We start from the raw sequence: 13,620 nt of genomic DNA on the forward strand, positions 1-13,620 counted from the left end.
AAATCCCGGAGAGCCAGCTACTTATAAAGTGGTAAGGATTTCGTATCCTGCTTCTGTAAGAGCAATCGTGTGCTCAAAATGGGCACACCATTTACCATCTACCGTTACCACTGTCCAGTCATCAGATAGTGTTTTTACATATCGTCTTCCTTGGTTCACCATCGGCTCAACACAGATGACCATGCCCGGCTTTAATCTAGGACCTTTATTTGGTGGACCATAGTGCGGGATTTGAGGGTCTTCATGTAAGTCTTGCCCGATTCCGTGACCAACATACTCCCTAACGATCGAGAATCCATTATCTTCAACATACGTTTGAATCGCATGTGAGACATTTGATAATCTCTCGCCTGGTTTTATTTGTTCTAGACCAAGATACAACGATTTTTCTGTGACATCAAGTAGCTTTTGAACAGATTCAGAAATGTTTCCTACTGGATACGTCCATGCAGAATCTCCATGGTACCCATTGTATTTCGCACCAATATCGATACTGATGATATCGCCCTCTTGGAGCTTGCGCCTTCCTGGAATCCCATGTACAAGCTCTTCATTTACAGAAGCACAGATGCTTCCCGGAAATCCATTGTATCCTTTAAAAGATGGCGTAGCACCATATTTTCGAATCGTCTTTTCCGCTATTTGATCGAGCTCTTTCGTTGTAATTCCTGGAGTAATATGCTTTTTCAACTCTTGATGAGTTAAAGCAACGATCCTGCCAGCTTCTCGCATGATTTCTATCTCGCGAGGAGTTTTGCAAATGATCATTACGCTAAGCCTCCGATGAGAACATCGATATCAGCAAATACTTTATTGATATCTTGCTCACCATTAATGCTTTGTAAGTAACCAAGCTCTTCATAGAAATCAAGCAAAGGTTGTGTTTGCTTAATATTTACCTCTAAACGATTCGCTACAGTTTCTTCGTTGTCATCAGAGCGTTGATATAATTCGCCACCACATTTATCGCACACATCAGCTTTTGCTGGTGGATTGAATTCTAAGTGGTAAGTCGCACCGCACTCTTTACAAATGCGACGGCCTGTAAGACGTTTTAATAGCAATCCTGAATCCACATTAATGTTTAAAACATAGTCGATTTTTTTGCCAAGATCTTTCATAATCTCTTCAAGAGCAGATGCTTGTGCAACTGTTCGTGGAAAACCGTCTAATAAGAAGCCTTTCACGCAGTCTTCTTGGCTTAAACGTTCACGAACGATTCCAATTGTAACCTCATCTGGTACAAGCGCACCTTTATCAATAAAAGATTTTGCTTGTAAACCAAGTTCAGTTTCAGCTTTCATAGCTGCACGGAACATATCTCCTGTTGAGATGTGAGGGATGTTATACTTGGCAACAATCTGTTCGGCTTGTGTACCTTTACCAGCACCAGGAAGCCCCATTAAAATTAAGTTCATCTTTGTTCCCCCTCATAATGAGCATGTAGGGAAGACACATCTTCCCACTTACTCACTGCTTGATAAACCCTTTGTAATGGCGTTTTACCAGTTGGCTTTCTAGCTGCTTCATTGTTTCTAAAGCAACGCCGACAACGATTAACATACTCGTTCCACCGATCTGTGCAGATGGAGGAAGATTTCCCAGCTTCGTAAAGATAACTGGTAGAATTGCAATCGCTGCTAGGAAAATAGATCCTACAAAGGTCAAACGATACAAGATTTTTGTTAGATATTGCTCTGTATTCTTACCCGGACGAATACCAGGAACATATCCACCTTGTTTGTTTAGATTCTCTGACATTTGTTCTGGATTAACCTGAACAAATGCATAGAAATATGTGAAGGCTACAATGAGCGCAACATATATAATCATTCCCACTGGATGAGAATAGTTAAAGTTTTGGATAATCCACTGCGATATATCATGTTTCGGGAAGAACTGTGCAATAGTTGGAGGTGTAATCAAGAATGAAACAGCAAAAATTACTGGAATAACACCCGCACTATTTACCTTAAGAGGTAAATGTGTGTTTTGTGCTCCAGTATAACTACCATTTCCTCCTGTTACACGCTTCGCATATTGAATTGGAATCTTTCTAACAGCCTGTTGAATGAAGATAACTCCAACAACAACTGCTAGCACAGCTAGTAATATCAATACAACTTTAACGATACTCATGAACAGTTGATCTCCGACATTTTGAAACTGTTGTTGATACACTTGAGATATTACACTTGGGATAGCTGCGGCAATACCAGCAAAGATGAGGATGGAAATACCATTCCCTACACCTTTAGCTGTAATCTGTTCACCTAACCACATTAAAAATGCAGTACCAGCAGTCAGTACCGTAGCAATGTATAAATAAGTGCTCCAACCTGGATTCAAAATTAACTGCCCACCTACCATACCGTTAAAACCGATTGACATACCAAACCCCTGAATAAACGCAAGAACAATTGTAAAGTAACGCGTGAATTGTGTTAATTTACGACGGCCCATTTCGCCTTGCTTCGACCATTCCGAAAATTTAGGAACAACATCCATCTGCAATAATTGCACGATGATGGATGCTGTAATATACGGCATGATTCCCATCGCAAAGATGGAGAAGTTTTTCAAAGCGCCACCGCCAAATGTATTAAGGATTCCTAATGCATTTAACTGATCTTGTGCTTTCAGTACGTCTCCATTTGTAAATGGCACTGGGATAAACGTGCCAATCCTGAATACGATTAACATCGCTAAAGTGAATAATATTTTACGTCTTATCTCAGCAACGCGCATAAAGTTGGAGATTGTACGAAACATTAGATCACCTCAACTGTTCCGCCAGCTGCTTCAATTGCTTCTTTAGCACTTGAAGAGAACTTGTGCGCTTTAACAGTTAGTTTTTTCTCAACTGCTCCGCTTGCAAGAACTTTAACACCGTCGTTTAATTTGCTGATAACGCCAGTTTCCAGCAATAATTCAGGTGTTACTTCTGTACCATCTTCAAAACGATTTAACGTCGCTAAGTTTACGATAGCAAACTCTTTGCGGTTAATGTTTGTGAAGCCGCGTTTTGGTAAACGACGGAATAATGGAGTTTGACCACCTTCAAAGCCAAGACGAACACCGCCGCCAGAACGTGCGTTTTGTCCTTTATGACCTTTACCAGCAGTTTTACCGTTACCAGAACCGATACCGCGACCGACACGGTTACGTACTTTACGAGAACCTTCTGCAGGTTTTAATTCATGAAGTTTCATTCCCAGGCACCTCCTTATATTAATGAGTTATCCTTAAGCTTCTTTTACAGTTACAAGGTGAGAAACTTTGTTGATCATACCAAGAATAGCAGGAGTTTCTTCCTTAACTACAGTTGAATTCAACTTTTTAAGACCTAAAGCTTCTACAGTCGCACGTTGATCTTGCGGACGACCAATTACACTACGAGTGAGGGTAATTTCTAACTTTTTCGCCATTTGTTTTCCCTCCTTCTTAACCTAGTAGCTCTTCTACAGATTTACCGCGTAATTTTGCAACATCTTCAGCACGCTTAAGTTCGCTTAATCCGTTCACAGTAGCGCGAATCATGTTAATTGGTGTGTTAGAACCAAGAGATTTCGAAAGAATATCTTGTACACCAGCTAATTCAAGAACCGCACGAACAGGTCCACCAGCGATTACTCCAGTACCTTCAGCAGCAGGTTTTAGGAATACTTCACCAGCTCCGAAATGTCCGATGATTTCGTGTGGAATTGATGTACCAACTAATGGTACTTCGATTAAGTTTTTCTTAGCATCTTCGATAGCTTTGCGAATAGCATCAGGTACCTCTTGAGCTTTACCAGTACCGAATCCAACATGACCGTTTTTATCACCAACTACAACTAGTGCAGCAAAGCGGAAACGACGACCACCCTTAACAACTTTCGCAACACGGTTTATCGTAACTACACGTTCTTCAAGTTCTAATTTACTTGGGTCAATGCGACGCATCAATTTTCCCTCCTTTGACCATTAAAATTGTAATCCAGCCTCACGAGCAGCTTCAGCTAGAGCTTTAACACGGCCATGGTATAAATAACCACCGCGATCAAATACTACTTCTTTAACACCCTTCTCTACAGCACGCTTAGCAACTAATTCGCCAACTTTCGTAGCAGCTTCAGTGTTGCCTGTACCGTTAAGAGCAAGGTCTTTATCAAGAGTAGATGCACTTACTAATGTTACACCATTCACATCATCAATAACTTGAGCGTAAATGTGTTGATTAGAACGGAATACGTTTAAACGTGGACGTTCTGCAGTACCAGTAAGTTTAGCACGTACACGTGCATGTCTTTTCTTACGAGTCGCATTTTTATCAGCTTTAGTGATCATTCTTGTCACTCCTTTCTTTCACCTAACGGGCTTACTTAGCAGTTTTACCTTCTTTACGACGAACAACTTCGCCTTCGTAACGAATTCCTTTACCTTTGTAAGGTTCTGGAGCACGTACAGCACGAACGTTAGCAGCGAATTCGCCAACACGTTGCTTGTCGATACCTTTAATCACGATCTTAGTTGGAGCAGGAACTTCAACTTCAAGACCCGCTTCAGGAGTCATTTCAACTGGATGAGAGTAACCTACGCTTAATACAAGTTTGTTACCTTGTTTTTGAGCACGGTAACCAACCCCGATTAATTCAAGTCCACGAGTGAAACCTGTAGTTACACCTTCAACCATGTTTCCTAGTAAAGCACGAGTTGTACCATGTAATGCACGGTGTTCCTTCTGTTCAGATGGACGCTCTACTGTTAGGATGTTTTCTTCAATTTTGATAGACATATCAGCATTGAATGTACGAGTTAATTCACCTTTAGGTCCTTTTACTGTTACAGTATTGTTTTCTGTTACTGTGATAGTAACACCTGCAGGGATTTCAAGAATCTTTTTACCAATACGAGACATGTTGTCACACCTCCGTTCGTTTCAATATTAATTACCAAACGTATGCTACTACTTCTCCACCTGTTTGTAACTGACGAGCGTCTTTGTCCGTCATTACTCCCTTAGATGTAGAAACAAGAGCGATACCTAATCCGTTAAGTACACGTGGTACTTCGTCAGCTTTAGCGTAAACGCGTAAGCCAGGCTTACTGATACGTTTTAATCCAGTGATTACACGTTCATTGTTTGCACCATATTTCAGGAAAATACGAAGGATACCTTGTTTGTTATCCTCGATGTATTCTACATCACGAATGAAACCTTCACGTTTTAAAAGTTCAGCGATCTCTTTTTTGATTTTAGAAGCAGGAACCTCTAATTTCTCATGACGTACCATGTTCGCATTACGGATGCGAGTAAGCATATCTGCAATTGGATCTGTCATCACCATGTGTTTTACCTCCTTCCCATTTGTGGGTTTTACCAACTAGCTTTTTTAACACCAGGAATTTGACCTTTATATGCAAGTTCACGGAAACAAATACGGCAAAGTTTAAATTTGCGGTATACAGAATGCGGACGACCGCAGCGCTCGCAACGTGTATACTCTTGTACTTTAAACTTAGGAGTACGCTTTTGTTTCGCAATCATAGATTTTTTAGCCACGTTTTCGCCTCCTCTACTTAGCGTTGGCTTCCATTATTTTTGGAATGGCATACCGAATTGTGTTAAAAGTTCACGAGCTTCTTCGTCAGTGTTCGCTGTAGTAACGATTACGATGTCCATACCGCGGACTTTGCTTACTTTATCATAATCGATCTCAGGGAAAATAAGTTGCTCTTTAACACCTAATGTATAGTTACCACGACCATCGAAAGATTTCTTAGATACACCACGGAAATCACGTACACGTGGTAAAGAAACAGATACTAATTTGTCGAAGAACTCATACATTTGCTCACCGCGTAAAGTAACTTTCGCTCCGATTGGCATACCTTCACGTAGACGGAAACCAGCGATAGATTTCTTAGCACGAGTGATTACAGGCTTTTGACCTGCGATTTGAGTTAATTCTTCTACAGCATTGTCTAATGCTTTAGAGTTTGCTACCGCATCACCAACACCAGTGTTGATAACGATCTTTTCGATCTTCGGTACTTGCATTACAGATTTATAGTTAAACTTGCTCATTAGAGCAGGAGTAATTTCCTTTTGGAACTTCTCTTTAAGGCGATTCAATGAAGTGACCTCCTTTCTTAAGAAAATTATTTATCTAATAATTCACCAGATTTTTTTGCAATACGAACTTTTTTACCATCTTCCACTTTGTAACCTACACGAGTAGGTTCACCTGTTTTCGGATCTAATGGCATAACATTAGACACGTGAATAGGTGCTTCTTTCGTGATGATTCCACCTTGTGGATTTAATTGAGATGGCTTAGAGTGCTTCTTAACGATGTTAACACCCTCAACGATAACACGGTTTTGCTTTGGGAAAGCAACAAGGATAACACCTTGTTTTCCTTTGTCTTTACCAGTGATTACCTGTACTTTATCACCTTTTTTTACATGCATCTTAATTCTGCACCTCCTTAGCAAGGCAATACCTCAAATTATAGAACTTCTGGAGCTAAAGAAACGATCTTCATGAAGTTGCTATCACGTAGTTCACGAGCTACTGGTCCGAAGATACGAGTACCGCGTGGGCTCTTGTCATCTTTAATGATAACAGCTGCGTTTTCATCAAAACGGATGTAAGAACCATCTGGACGACGAGCACCGCTCTTCGTACGTACTACTACTGCTTTAACAACGTCACCTTTTTTAACAACGCCACCTGGTGTTGCTTGTTTTACCGTAGCAACGATAATATCACCGATGTTAGCATATTTACGACCAGAGCCGCCTAATACCTTAATTGTTAAAAGTTCACGTGCACCAGAGTTGTCAGCAACTTTCAAACGAGATTCTTGTTGGATCATGTTATGAAACCTCCCTTCGGACTTAAAATTCCGATTCGTCTATTTAGATAATAACCGCTTCTTCAACGATTTCAACTAAACGGAAACGCTTAGTAGCAGAAAGCGGGCGAGTTTCCATGATTTTAACGATATCGCCAACTTTTGCTTGGTTTTGCTCATCATGGGCTTTGTACTTCTTAGAATACTTAACGCGCTTTCCGTACAAGGAATGAGTTTTGTAAGTTTCAACTAAAACTGTAATCGTTTTGTCCATTTTGTCAGATACAACACGACCAGTATAAACTTTGCGTTGGTTACGTTCGCTCACTTTGCAAACCTCCCCTCAATTTATCGATTAATTCCGATCTCTCTTTCACGAACTACAGTTTTCATACGAGCGATCGCTTTACGCACTTCACGGATGCGTGTTGGATTCTCTAATTGTCCTGTAGCAAGTTGGAAGCGAAGGTTAAACAACTCTTCCTTTAACGCTTTAACTTTTGTTTCGATTTCGGCAGTGGTTAATTCACGAATATCATTAGTTTTCATTAGATTCACCACCATTTTCTTCACGTTTTACGAATTTACATTTCACTGGTAATTTGTGAGCTGCAAGACGTAATGCTTCGCGTGCTACCTCTTCAGATACACCCGCGATTTCAAACATAATTTTCCCAGGTTTTACTACTGCTACCCAGCCTTCTGGTGCCCCTTTACCGGAACCCATACGTACTTCAAGAGGTTTTGCAGTGTAAGGTTTAGAAGGGAAAATTTTAATCCAAACTTTACCGCCACGTTTCATGTAACGAGTCATTGCACGACGAGCAGCTTCGATTTGACGGTTAGTGATCCATGAAGCATCTTGTGCTTGAAGACCGAACTCACCAAATGCGATTTCTGTACCACCTTTAGCACGACCACGCATTTTACCACGATGCTCTCTACGATATTTTACGCGTTTTGGCATTAACATATTATTTTCCTCCTTCCTCAGAAGCTTTCTTTTTTGTAGGAAGGACTTCTCCACGGTAGATCCATACTTTTACGCCTAATTTACCGTATGTTGTATCAGCTTCAGCTGTTGCATAGTCAATATCAGCGCGAAGTGTATGAAGTGGAACAGTTCCTTCACTGTAAGATTCTGCACGAGCGATATCTGCTCCGCCAAGACGACCAGAAACCTGTGTTTTAATACCTTTAGCACCTGCGCGCATAGCACGTTGAATAACTTGCTTTTGTGCACGACGGAAAGATACACGGTTTTCTAATTGACGAGCGATATTTTCCGCTACTAATTTAGCGTCAAGATCAGCTCTCTTAACTTCTAAGATGTTGATGTGTACACGCTTGCCTGTTAATTGGTTAAGAGCTTTACGAAGTGCTTCAACTTCAGTACCACCTTTACCAATTACCATACCAGGTTTTGCAGTGTGAATTGTAACATTTACACGATTTGCTGCACGCTCGATTTCTACTTTAGAAACAGAAGAATCTTTTAAACGAGCTGCGATGTATTCACGAATTTTGATGTCTTCATGAAGAAGTGTAGCGTAATCTTTCTCAGCGAACCAGCGAGATTCCCAATCACGAATAACACCGACACGAAGACCGACTGGATTAACCTTTTGACCCATCGATTATCCCTCCTTCTTTTCTGATACCACAACTGTGATGTGGCTTGTGCGTTTGTTAATTTGGCTTGCACGACCCATTGCACGTGGACGGAAACGTTTTAACGTTGGACCTTCGTCAACGAAAACTTTTTCAACAACTAAGTTGTTTACATCCATTTCGTAGTTATGCTCTGCGTTTGCGATTGCAGATTTTAAAACTTTCTCTACAACTGGAGAAGCAGTTTTTGGTGTGTGGTTAAGGATAGCGATCGCTTCACCCACTTGCTTGCCTCGGATTAAGTCTACTACTAAACGAACTTTACGAGGAGCAATACGAACTGTTCTCGCTACTGCTTTAGCTTGCATTGAAGTGCCTCCTCTCATTATCTTCTAGTTTTCTTATCGTCAGCATCATGACCTTTGTACGTACGAGTTGGTGCGAATTCACCTAACTTGTGGCCAACCATGTCCTCAGTGATGTATACAGGTACGTGTTTGCGACCGTCATATACAGCGATTGTGTGACCAATGAACTGAGGGAAGATTGTTGAACGACGAGACCAAGTTTTAACAACTTGCTTTTGCTCAGTTTCGTTTAACTTTGCAACTTTATTCATTAAGTGATCATCAACAAATGGTCCTTTTTTTAAGCTACGAGCCATTGTGGTGCCTCCCTTCGTGATTGCCGTACGGTTCCAAAAGTGAACCGTACTACAACCCCATTATTTTTTACGACGACGAACGATGAATTTATCAGACGCTTTATTTTTCTTACGAGTCTTGAATCCAAGAGTTGGTTTACCCCATGGAGACATTGGAGACTTACGTCCGATTGGAGAGCGACCTTCACCACCACCGTGTGGGTGATCAACTGGGTTCATTACAGAACCACGAACAGTTGGGCGCTTACCTAACCAGCGAGAGCGACCTGCTTTACCGATTTTGATAAGTTCATGTGATTCGTTACCTACTTGACCTACAGTAGCACGACAAGCAGATAATACTAGGCGTACTTCACCAGAAGTTAAACGTACAAGAACGTATTTACCTTCTTTACCAAGTACTTGTGCAGATGTACCAGCAGAACGAACTAATTGTCCACCACGGCCTGGTTTAAGCTCGATGTTATGAACAACAGTACCTACTGGAATGTTGATTAATGGTAATGCGTTACCGATTTTAATGTCAGCATCAGCGCCAGACATAATTTCCATACCTACTTCTAAGTTTTTAGGAGCAAGAATGTAACGTTTTTCACCGTCAACGTAGTTAATTAATGCGATATTCGCAGAGCGGTTTGGATCGTATTCGATCGTAGCAACGCGTCCTGGAATTCCATCTTTGTTACGCTTAAAGTCGATGATACGGTATTGACGCTTATGTCCGCCACCTTGGTGACGTACAGTAATTTTACCTTGGTTATTACGACCAGCCTTTTTGCTTAAAGGAGCAAGTAAAGACTTTTCCGGTCTGTCAGTCGTGATTTCTGCGAAATCATTCGTAGTCATGTTACGACGACCGTTAGTAGTTGGATTATACTTTTTAATTGCCATCTCAATTTCCCTCCTTCTTTAGTAAGAATTAAACACCTTGGAAGATTTCGATTTCTTTGCTGTCAGCAGTTAGCTTAACGATTGCTTTACGACGACGGCTAGTAAAACCAGCGTGACGACCAACGCGTTTTGCTTTCGGCTTGTAGTTCATGATGTTCACTTTTTCTACTTTAACACCAAAGATCGCTTCTACAGCATCTTTAACTTCTGTTTTATTAGATTTAACGTCCACATCGAACGTGTATTTTTTTTCAGCCATCATTTCCATAGAACGTTCAGTGATAACTGGGCGCTTAATGATATCACGAGGATCTCTCATTATGCAAGCACCTCCTCTACTTTTTCCACTGCCGCTTTTGTCATGATTAGCTTATCATGATGAAGCACGTCTAAAACGTTTACGCCATCAGCAGTGATTACTGTTACTCCAGGAATGTTGCGAGCAGATAACTCTACAGCTTCGTTTGCATCAGCAGTTACGATAAGAGCTTTCTTCTCTACAGCTAATCCTTTAAGTACTGCTACCATGTCTTTTGTTTTCGGTGCATTTAACACTAGGTCTTCAAGAACTACAATGTTGTTCTCAACTACTTTAGTAGCTAATGCAGATTTGATTGCTAAGCGACGAACTTTCTTAGGAAGTTTGTAAGCATAGCTTCTTGGTGTAGGTCCGAATACCGTACCACCACCGCGCCATTGAGGAGAGCGGATAGAACCTTGACGAGCACGTCCAGTTCCTTTTTGACGCCATGGTTTACGACCACCACCACGTACTTCAGAGCGAGTTTTTACTTTGTGTGTACCTTGACGTAAAGATGCACGTTGCATCATTACAGCTTCGAAAAGTACAGCTTCATTTGGTTCGATACCGAAAATAGCTTCTGCTAATTCGATTTCACCAACCTGTGAACCAGTTTGGTTATATACAGTAACTTTTGGCATTGGAATTCCTCCTTCCTATTGTGAATTATTTACTAGCCTTCACAGCGCCTTGAACAACTACAAGAGATTTCTTAGCACCTGGAACGTTACCTTTAACTAATAATAAGTTGCGTTCAACGTCAACTTGAACGATTTCTAAGTTTTGAACCGTAACTTGGTCTCCACCCATACGTCCAGCAAGTTTTTTGCCTTTGAATACACGGTTCGGAGCAACTGGGCCCATTGAACCTGGACGACGGTGATAACGAGAACCGTGAGACATTGGTCCGCGAGATTGTCCGTGGCGTTTAATAGCACCTTGGAAACCTTTACCTTTAGAAATTCCTGTTACGTCTACGATTTCACCTGTAGTGAAAACTTCAACTTTTACCTCTTGACCAACCTCTAATCCGTCCACGTCTGCATCGCGGATTTCGCGAATGAAGCGCTTAGGAGCAGTAGATGCTTTAGCAACGTGACCTTGTTCAGGTTTGTTAGCTAATTTTTCACGTTTGTCGTCGAATCCTAACTGAATTGCGTTATAGCCATCAGTTTCAGTTGTTTTCTTTTGAAGAACAACGTTTGGAGTCGCAGCGATTACTGTTACAGGAATTAGCTCACCGTTTTCAGCAAATACTTGAGTCATACCGATCTTTCTTCCTAAGATTCCTTTGGTCATGAGTTACACCTCCTACATTTTTAAGTTATATAAATTATAGTTTGATTTCGATATCTACACCAGATGGTAAGTCTAAACGCATTAATGAGTCTACTGTTTGTGGAGTAGGGCTCACGATGTCAATTAGACGTTTGTGCGTGCGCATTTCGAATTGCTCACGAGAATCTTTGTACTTATGAACAGCACGAAGAATTGTGTAAACAGTTTTTTCAGTTGGTAATGGGATCGGACCAGAAACTGTTGCCCCAGAACGTTTAGCTGTTTCTACAATTTTCTCAGCTGACTGATCAAGAATACGGTGATCGTAAGCTTTTAAACGGATACGAATTTTTTCTTTTGCCATTATTTTCCCTCCTTCGTTCGCCTATTTCTAAAATAGACCTTCTCCATGGAAATTTCCTCACACCATGCCATGGCAAAGCGGCCGGGTGTGTCAGCAACCTTCCACTTCATCGCAGTCAAAGACCAACATTGTCTATTATACAATGTTATTCGTCTAGATGCAAGCATATTTTTGTTTGCATCTGCTTTTCTCTACTTTTGCTATTATACATGGCACTTTAAAGAATTTCAAGTTTTCATCTGCGGTAAATACTTTTACAGTTTTTGGATTCTTTATTTTCTAATTTATATACTATAGAAGAAACTCGTCAAAAACTAGAAAACACTCTTTCTTCTATTATAAATAATATAAAAAAAACCCAAGGGAGAATCCCTCGGGTTTTTTCGAATCTATTTAAAGATTACTCAGCGATGATTGTAGCAACTACACCAGCACCTACAGTACGTCCGCCTTCACGGATAGAGAACTTAGTTCCCTCTTCAACTGCGATTGGAGCGATAAGTTCAACAGTCATTTCGATGTTGTCGCCAGGCATTACCATTTCAGTACCTTCTGGTAATTGGATGATTCCAGTTACGTCAGTTGTACGGAAGTAGAATTGTGGACGGTAGTTAGCGAAGAATGGAGTGTGACGTCCACCTTCTTCTTTAGATAAAACGTAAACTTCAGCTTTGAATTTAGCGTGAGCTTTTACAGAGCCAGTTTTAGCAAGAACTTGTCCACGTTGGATTTCTTCACGAGCAACCCCACGAAGTAGAGCACCGATGTTGTCACCAGCTTGAGCTTGGTCAAGAAGCTTACGGAACATTTCAACACCAGTTACAGTTGTAGAAGCGTTCTCTTCAGCAAGACCGATGATTTCTACTACGTCACCAACTTTAACTACTCCACGCTCTACACGACCAGTAGCAACTGTACCACGACCTGTGATAGAGAATACGTCCTCGATAGGCATTAAGAATGGTTTGTCAGTGTCACGTTCTGGAGTTGGGATGTAAGCATCAACTTCAGCCATTAACTCAACGATTTTAGCTTCCCACTCAGCTTCTCCTTCAAGAGCTTTAAGAGCAGAACCTTTAACTACAGGGATATCATCGCCTGGGAAGTCGTATTCAGATAATAGATCGCGAACTTCCATTTCTACTAATTCTAATAATTCTTCGTCGTCTACCATGTCGCATTTGTTTAAGAATACAACGATGTAAGGTACACCTACTTGACGAGAAAGAAGGATGTGCTCACGAGTTTGTGGCATTGGACCATCAGCAGCAGATACTACTAAGATACCGCCGTCCATTTGAGCAGCACCAGTGATCATGTTTTTAACATAGTCAGCGTGACCTGGGCAGTCAACGTGTGCATAGTGACGAGTTTCAGTTTCGTACTCAACGTGTGCAGTTGAGATTGTGATACCGCGCTCTCTTTCTTCTGGAGCAGCATCGATTTGATCGTATCCGCGTGCTTCAGCACCACCAGCTTTTGCAAGAACTGTAGTGATTGCAGCAGTTAATGTAGTTTTACCATGGTCAACGTGGCCGATTGTACCGATGTTAACATGGGGTTTAGAACGTTCGAATTTAGCTTTAGCCATTCTAAATTCCTCCTTAGTTTATATAGGTTATTTTATATTTAGACTAGAAAGTGAAACTTACGTCCCACTTTCTAAGCT

At 41.1% G+C, this 13,620-nt stretch carries 25 protein-coding genes; all 25 read right to left on the minus strand.

Annotation, left to right across the window (positions count from 1 at the left end):
- Window positions 1-21 precede the first annotated feature (21 nt).
- The 25 genes from map to tuf all read right to left on the minus strand — a co-directional run bounded on the left by map (window position 22) and on the right by tuf (window position 13,542).
- Complete coding sequence (gene map / locus CN288_RS21210) at window positions 22-768, minus strand: type I methionyl aminopeptidase (RefSeq protein WP_026593174.1); 747 nt, start codon at window positions 766-768, stop codon at window positions 22-24.
- A complete protein-coding gene (locus tag CN288_RS21215) occupies window positions 768-1,418 on the minus strand; it encodes an adenylate kinase (protein ID WP_026593173.1) in 651 nt (216 codons plus the stop codon). Before CN288_RS21215 ends, map begins: the two co-directional genes overlap by 1 nt.
- A gap of 52 nt (window positions 1,419-1,470) precedes the next feature.
- Entirely contained in the window at window positions 1,471-2,772 is a 1,302-nt protein-coding gene (gene secY / locus CN288_RS21220) for a preprotein translocase subunit SecY (RefSeq protein ID WP_026593172.1), read from the minus strand.
- Window positions 2,772-3,212, minus strand: a complete 441-nt coding sequence (rplO, locus tag CN288_RS21225; protein ID WP_017150138.1) for a 50S ribosomal protein L15 — start codon at window positions 3,210-3,212, stop codon at window positions 2,772-2,774. Before rplO ends, secY begins: the two co-directional genes overlap by 1 nt.
- Window positions 3,213-3,245: 33 nt before the next feature.
- On the minus strand, window positions 3,246-3,428 hold the full coding sequence (gene rpmD / locus CN288_RS21230; protein WP_001085234.1) for a 50S ribosomal protein L30: 183 nt from the start codon (window positions 3,426-3,428) through the stop codon (window positions 3,246-3,248).
- Window positions 3,429-3,444: 16 nt separating this feature from the next.
- Window positions 3,445-3,945: a 30S ribosomal protein S5 gene (gene rpsE, locus CN288_RS21235; protein ID WP_017150137.1), complete on the minus strand. Its 501-nt coding sequence runs from the start codon at window positions 3,943-3,945 to the stop codon at window positions 3,445-3,447.
- Window positions 3,946-3,966: 21 nt separating this feature from the next.
- Entirely contained in the window at window positions 3,967-4,329 is a 363-nt protein-coding gene (gene rplR / locus CN288_RS21240) for a 50S ribosomal protein L18 (protein ID WP_017150136.1), read from the minus strand.
- A gap of 31 nt (window positions 4,330-4,360) precedes the next feature.
- Complete coding sequence (gene rplF, locus CN288_RS21245; protein WP_026593171.1) at window positions 4,361-4,900, minus strand: 50S ribosomal protein L6; 540 nt, start codon at window positions 4,898-4,900, stop codon at window positions 4,361-4,363.
- Between the two features lie 31 nt (window positions 4,901-4,931).
- Window positions 4,932-5,330, minus strand: coding sequence for a 30S ribosomal protein S8 (rpsH, locus tag CN288_RS21250; RefSeq protein ID WP_000245511.1), 399 nt, complete (start codon window positions 5,328-5,330; stop codon window positions 4,932-4,934).
- A 29-nt stretch (window positions 5,331-5,359) separates the two neighbouring features.
- On the minus strand, window positions 5,360-5,545 hold the full coding sequence (rpsN, locus tag CN288_RS21255) for a 30S ribosomal protein S14 (protein WP_001085700.1): 186 nt from the start codon (window positions 5,543-5,545) through the stop codon (window positions 5,360-5,362).
- A gap of 33 nt (window positions 5,546-5,578) precedes the next feature.
- Window positions 5,579-6,118, minus strand: a complete 540-nt coding sequence (rplE, locus tag CN288_RS21260; RefSeq protein ID WP_017150134.1) for a 50S ribosomal protein L5 — start codon at window positions 6,116-6,118, stop codon at window positions 5,579-5,581.
- Between the two features lie 26 nt (window positions 6,119-6,144).
- Window positions 6,145-6,456 (minus strand): 50S ribosomal protein L24, encoded by a 312-nt coding sequence (gene rplX, locus CN288_RS21265; RefSeq protein WP_026593170.1) that lies wholly within the window; start codon window positions 6,454-6,456, stop codon window positions 6,145-6,147.
- 38 nt (window positions 6,457-6,494) lie between these two features.
- A complete protein-coding gene (rplN, locus tag CN288_RS21270; RefSeq protein ID WP_011983254.1) occupies window positions 6,495-6,863 on the minus strand; it encodes a 50S ribosomal protein L14 in 369 nt (122 codons plus the stop codon).
- Between the two features lie 43 nt (window positions 6,864-6,906).
- Window positions 6,907-7,170 (minus strand): 30S ribosomal protein S17, encoded by a 264-nt coding sequence (gene rpsQ, locus CN288_RS21275; protein ID WP_011983253.1) that lies wholly within the window; start codon window positions 7,168-7,170, stop codon window positions 6,907-6,909.
- 20 nt (window positions 7,171-7,190) lie between these two features.
- Window positions 7,191-7,391 carry a 50S ribosomal protein L29 gene (gene rpmC / locus CN288_RS21280; RefSeq protein WP_000855718.1) on the minus strand — a complete coding sequence of 67 codons (201 nt, stop codon included), beginning with the start codon at window positions 7,389-7,391 and terminating at the stop codon, window positions 7,191-7,193.
- Window positions 7,381-7,815, minus strand: a complete 435-nt coding sequence (gene rplP / locus CN288_RS21285) for a 50S ribosomal protein L16 (RefSeq protein WP_026593169.1) — start codon at window positions 7,813-7,815, stop codon at window positions 7,381-7,383. The genes rpmC and rplP overlap by 11 nt, the downstream gene beginning before the upstream one ends.
- Before the next feature lies 1 nt (window position 7,816).
- The gene (gene rpsC / locus CN288_RS21290; RefSeq protein WP_017150132.1) at window positions 7,817-8,476 is read right to left on the minus strand and encodes a 30S ribosomal protein S3; all 660 of its coding nucleotides are present in this window, start codon (window positions 8,474-8,476) and stop codon (window positions 7,817-7,819) included.
- Window positions 8,477-8,479: 3 nt separating this feature from the next.
- Entirely contained in the window at window positions 8,480-8,821 is a 342-nt protein-coding gene (rplV, locus tag CN288_RS21295) for a 50S ribosomal protein L22 (protein WP_011983250.1), read from the minus strand.
- A gap of 17 nt (window positions 8,822-8,838) precedes the next feature.
- Complete coding sequence (gene rpsS / locus CN288_RS21300; protein ID WP_017150130.1) at window positions 8,839-9,117, minus strand: 30S ribosomal protein S19; 279 nt, start codon at window positions 9,115-9,117, stop codon at window positions 8,839-8,841.
- Window positions 9,118-9,177: 60 nt separating this feature from the next.
- Window positions 9,178-10,008: a 50S ribosomal protein L2 gene (rplB, locus tag CN288_RS21305; protein WP_026593168.1), complete on the minus strand. Its 831-nt coding sequence runs from the start codon at window positions 10,006-10,008 to the stop codon at window positions 9,178-9,180.
- 28 nt (window positions 10,009-10,036) lie between these two features.
- On the minus strand, window positions 10,037-10,327 hold the full coding sequence (rplW, locus tag CN288_RS21310; protein ID WP_026593167.1) for a 50S ribosomal protein L23: 291 nt from the start codon (window positions 10,325-10,327) through the stop codon (window positions 10,037-10,039).
- Window positions 10,327-10,950 carry a 50S ribosomal protein L4 gene (gene rplD / locus CN288_RS21315; protein WP_026593166.1) on the minus strand — a complete coding sequence of 208 codons (624 nt, stop codon included), beginning with the start codon at window positions 10,948-10,950 and terminating at the stop codon, window positions 10,327-10,329. The genes rplW and rplD overlap by 1 nt, the downstream gene beginning before the upstream one ends.
- A gap of 25 nt (window positions 10,951-10,975) precedes the next feature.
- Window positions 10,976-11,608: a 50S ribosomal protein L3 gene (rplC, locus tag CN288_RS21320; protein ID WP_026593165.1), complete on the minus strand. Its 633-nt coding sequence runs from the start codon at window positions 11,606-11,608 to the stop codon at window positions 10,976-10,978.
- A gap of 34 nt (window positions 11,609-11,642) precedes the next feature.
- Entirely contained in the window at window positions 11,643-11,951 is a 309-nt protein-coding gene (gene rpsJ / locus CN288_RS21325) for a 30S ribosomal protein S10 (RefSeq protein ID WP_001040596.1), read from the minus strand.
- A gap of 400 nt (window positions 11,952-12,351) precedes the next feature.
- Complete coding sequence (gene tuf / locus CN288_RS21335) at window positions 12,352-13,542, minus strand: elongation factor Tu (RefSeq protein ID WP_026593164.1); 1,191 nt, start codon at window positions 13,540-13,542, stop codon at window positions 12,352-12,354.
- Between the last annotated feature and the right edge of the window lie 78 nt (window positions 13,543-13,620).

Source organism: Bacillus sp. AFS023182, from assembly GCF_002560575.1.
Lineage (GTDB): Bacteria > Bacillota > Bacilli > Bacillales > Bacillaceae_G > Bacillus_A > Bacillus_A arachidis.

Excerpts from the sequence above, each read along its gene's own strand:
- rpsC (WP_017150132.1), bottom strand. The coding sequence starts at position 8,476 with ATGGGTCAAAAGGTTAATCCAGTCGGTCTTCGTGTCGGTGTTATTCGT.
- rplV (WP_011983250.1), bottom strand. The coding sequence starts at position 8,821 with ATGCAAGCTAAAGCAGTAGCGAGAACAGTTCGTATTGCTCCTCGTAAA.
- rplP (WP_026593169.1), bottom strand. The coding sequence starts at position 7,815 with ATGTTAATGCCAAAACGCGTAAAATATCGTAGAGAGCATCGTGGTAAA.
- tuf (WP_026593164.1), bottom strand. The coding sequence starts at position 13,542 with ATGGCTAAAGCTAAATTCGAACGTTCTAAACCCCATGTTAACATCGGT.
- rplR (WP_017150136.1), bottom strand. The coding sequence starts at position 4,329 with ATGATCACTAAAGCTGATAAAAATGCGACTCGTAAGAAAAGACATGCA.
- rplD (WP_026593166.1), bottom strand. The coding sequence starts at position 10,950 with ATGCCAAAAGTTACTGTATATAACCAAACTGGTTCACAGGTTGGTGAA.
- rplO (WP_017150138.1), bottom strand. The coding sequence starts at position 3,212 with ATGAAACTTCATGAATTAAAACCTGCAGAAGGTTCTCGTAAAGTACGT.
- secY (WP_026593172.1), bottom strand. The coding sequence starts at position 2,772 with ATGTTTCGTACAATCTCCAACTTTATGCGCGTTGCTGAGATAAGACGT.
- rplF (WP_026593171.1), bottom strand. The coding sequence starts at position 4,900 with ATGTCTCGTATTGGTAAAAAGATTCTTGAAATCCCTGCAGGTGTTACT.
- rpsS (WP_017150130.1), bottom strand. The coding sequence starts at position 9,117 with ATGGCTCGTAGCTTAAAAAAAGGACCATTTGTTGATGATCACTTAATG.
- rpsE (WP_017150137.1), bottom strand. The coding sequence starts at position 3,945 with ATGCGTCGCATTGACCCAAGTAAATTAGAACTTGAAGAACGTGTAGTT.
- rplX (WP_026593170.1), bottom strand. The coding sequence starts at position 6,456 with ATGCATGTAAAAAAAGGTGATAAAGTACAGGTAATCACTGGTAAAGAC.
- map (WP_026593174.1), bottom strand. The coding sequence starts at position 768 with ATGATCATTTGCAAAACTCCTCGCGAGATAGAAATCATGCGAGAAGCT.
- rpmC (WP_000855718.1), bottom strand. The coding sequence starts at position 7,391 with ATGAAAACTAATGATATTCGTGAATTAACCACTGCCGAAATCGAAACA.
- rpsJ (WP_001040596.1), bottom strand. The coding sequence starts at position 11,951 with ATGGCAAAAGAAAAAATTCGTATCCGTTTAAAAGCTTACGATCACCGT.
- rpmD (WP_001085234.1), bottom strand. The coding sequence starts at position 3,428 with ATGGCGAAAAAGTTAGAAATTACCCTCACTCGTAGTGTAATTGGTCGT.
- rplN (WP_011983254.1), bottom strand. The coding sequence starts at position 6,863 with ATGATCCAACAAGAATCTCGTTTGAAAGTTGCTGACAACTCTGGTGCA.
- rplC (WP_026593165.1), bottom strand. The coding sequence starts at position 11,608 with ATGACCAAAGGAATCTTAGGAAGAAAGATCGGTATGACTCAAGTATTT.
- CN288_RS21215 (WP_026593173.1), bottom strand. The coding sequence starts at position 1,418 with ATGAACTTAATTTTAATGGGGCTTCCTGGTGCTGGTAAAGGTACACAA.
- rplB (WP_026593168.1), bottom strand. The coding sequence starts at position 10,008 with ATGGCAATTAAAAAGTATAATCCAACTACTAACGGTCGTCGTAACATG.
- rpsH (WP_000245511.1), bottom strand. The coding sequence starts at position 5,330 with ATGGTGATGACAGATCCAATTGCAGATATGCTTACTCGCATCCGTAAT.
- rplW (WP_026593167.1), bottom strand. The coding sequence starts at position 10,327 with ATGAGAGATCCTCGTGATATCATTAAGCGCCCAGTTATCACTGAACGT.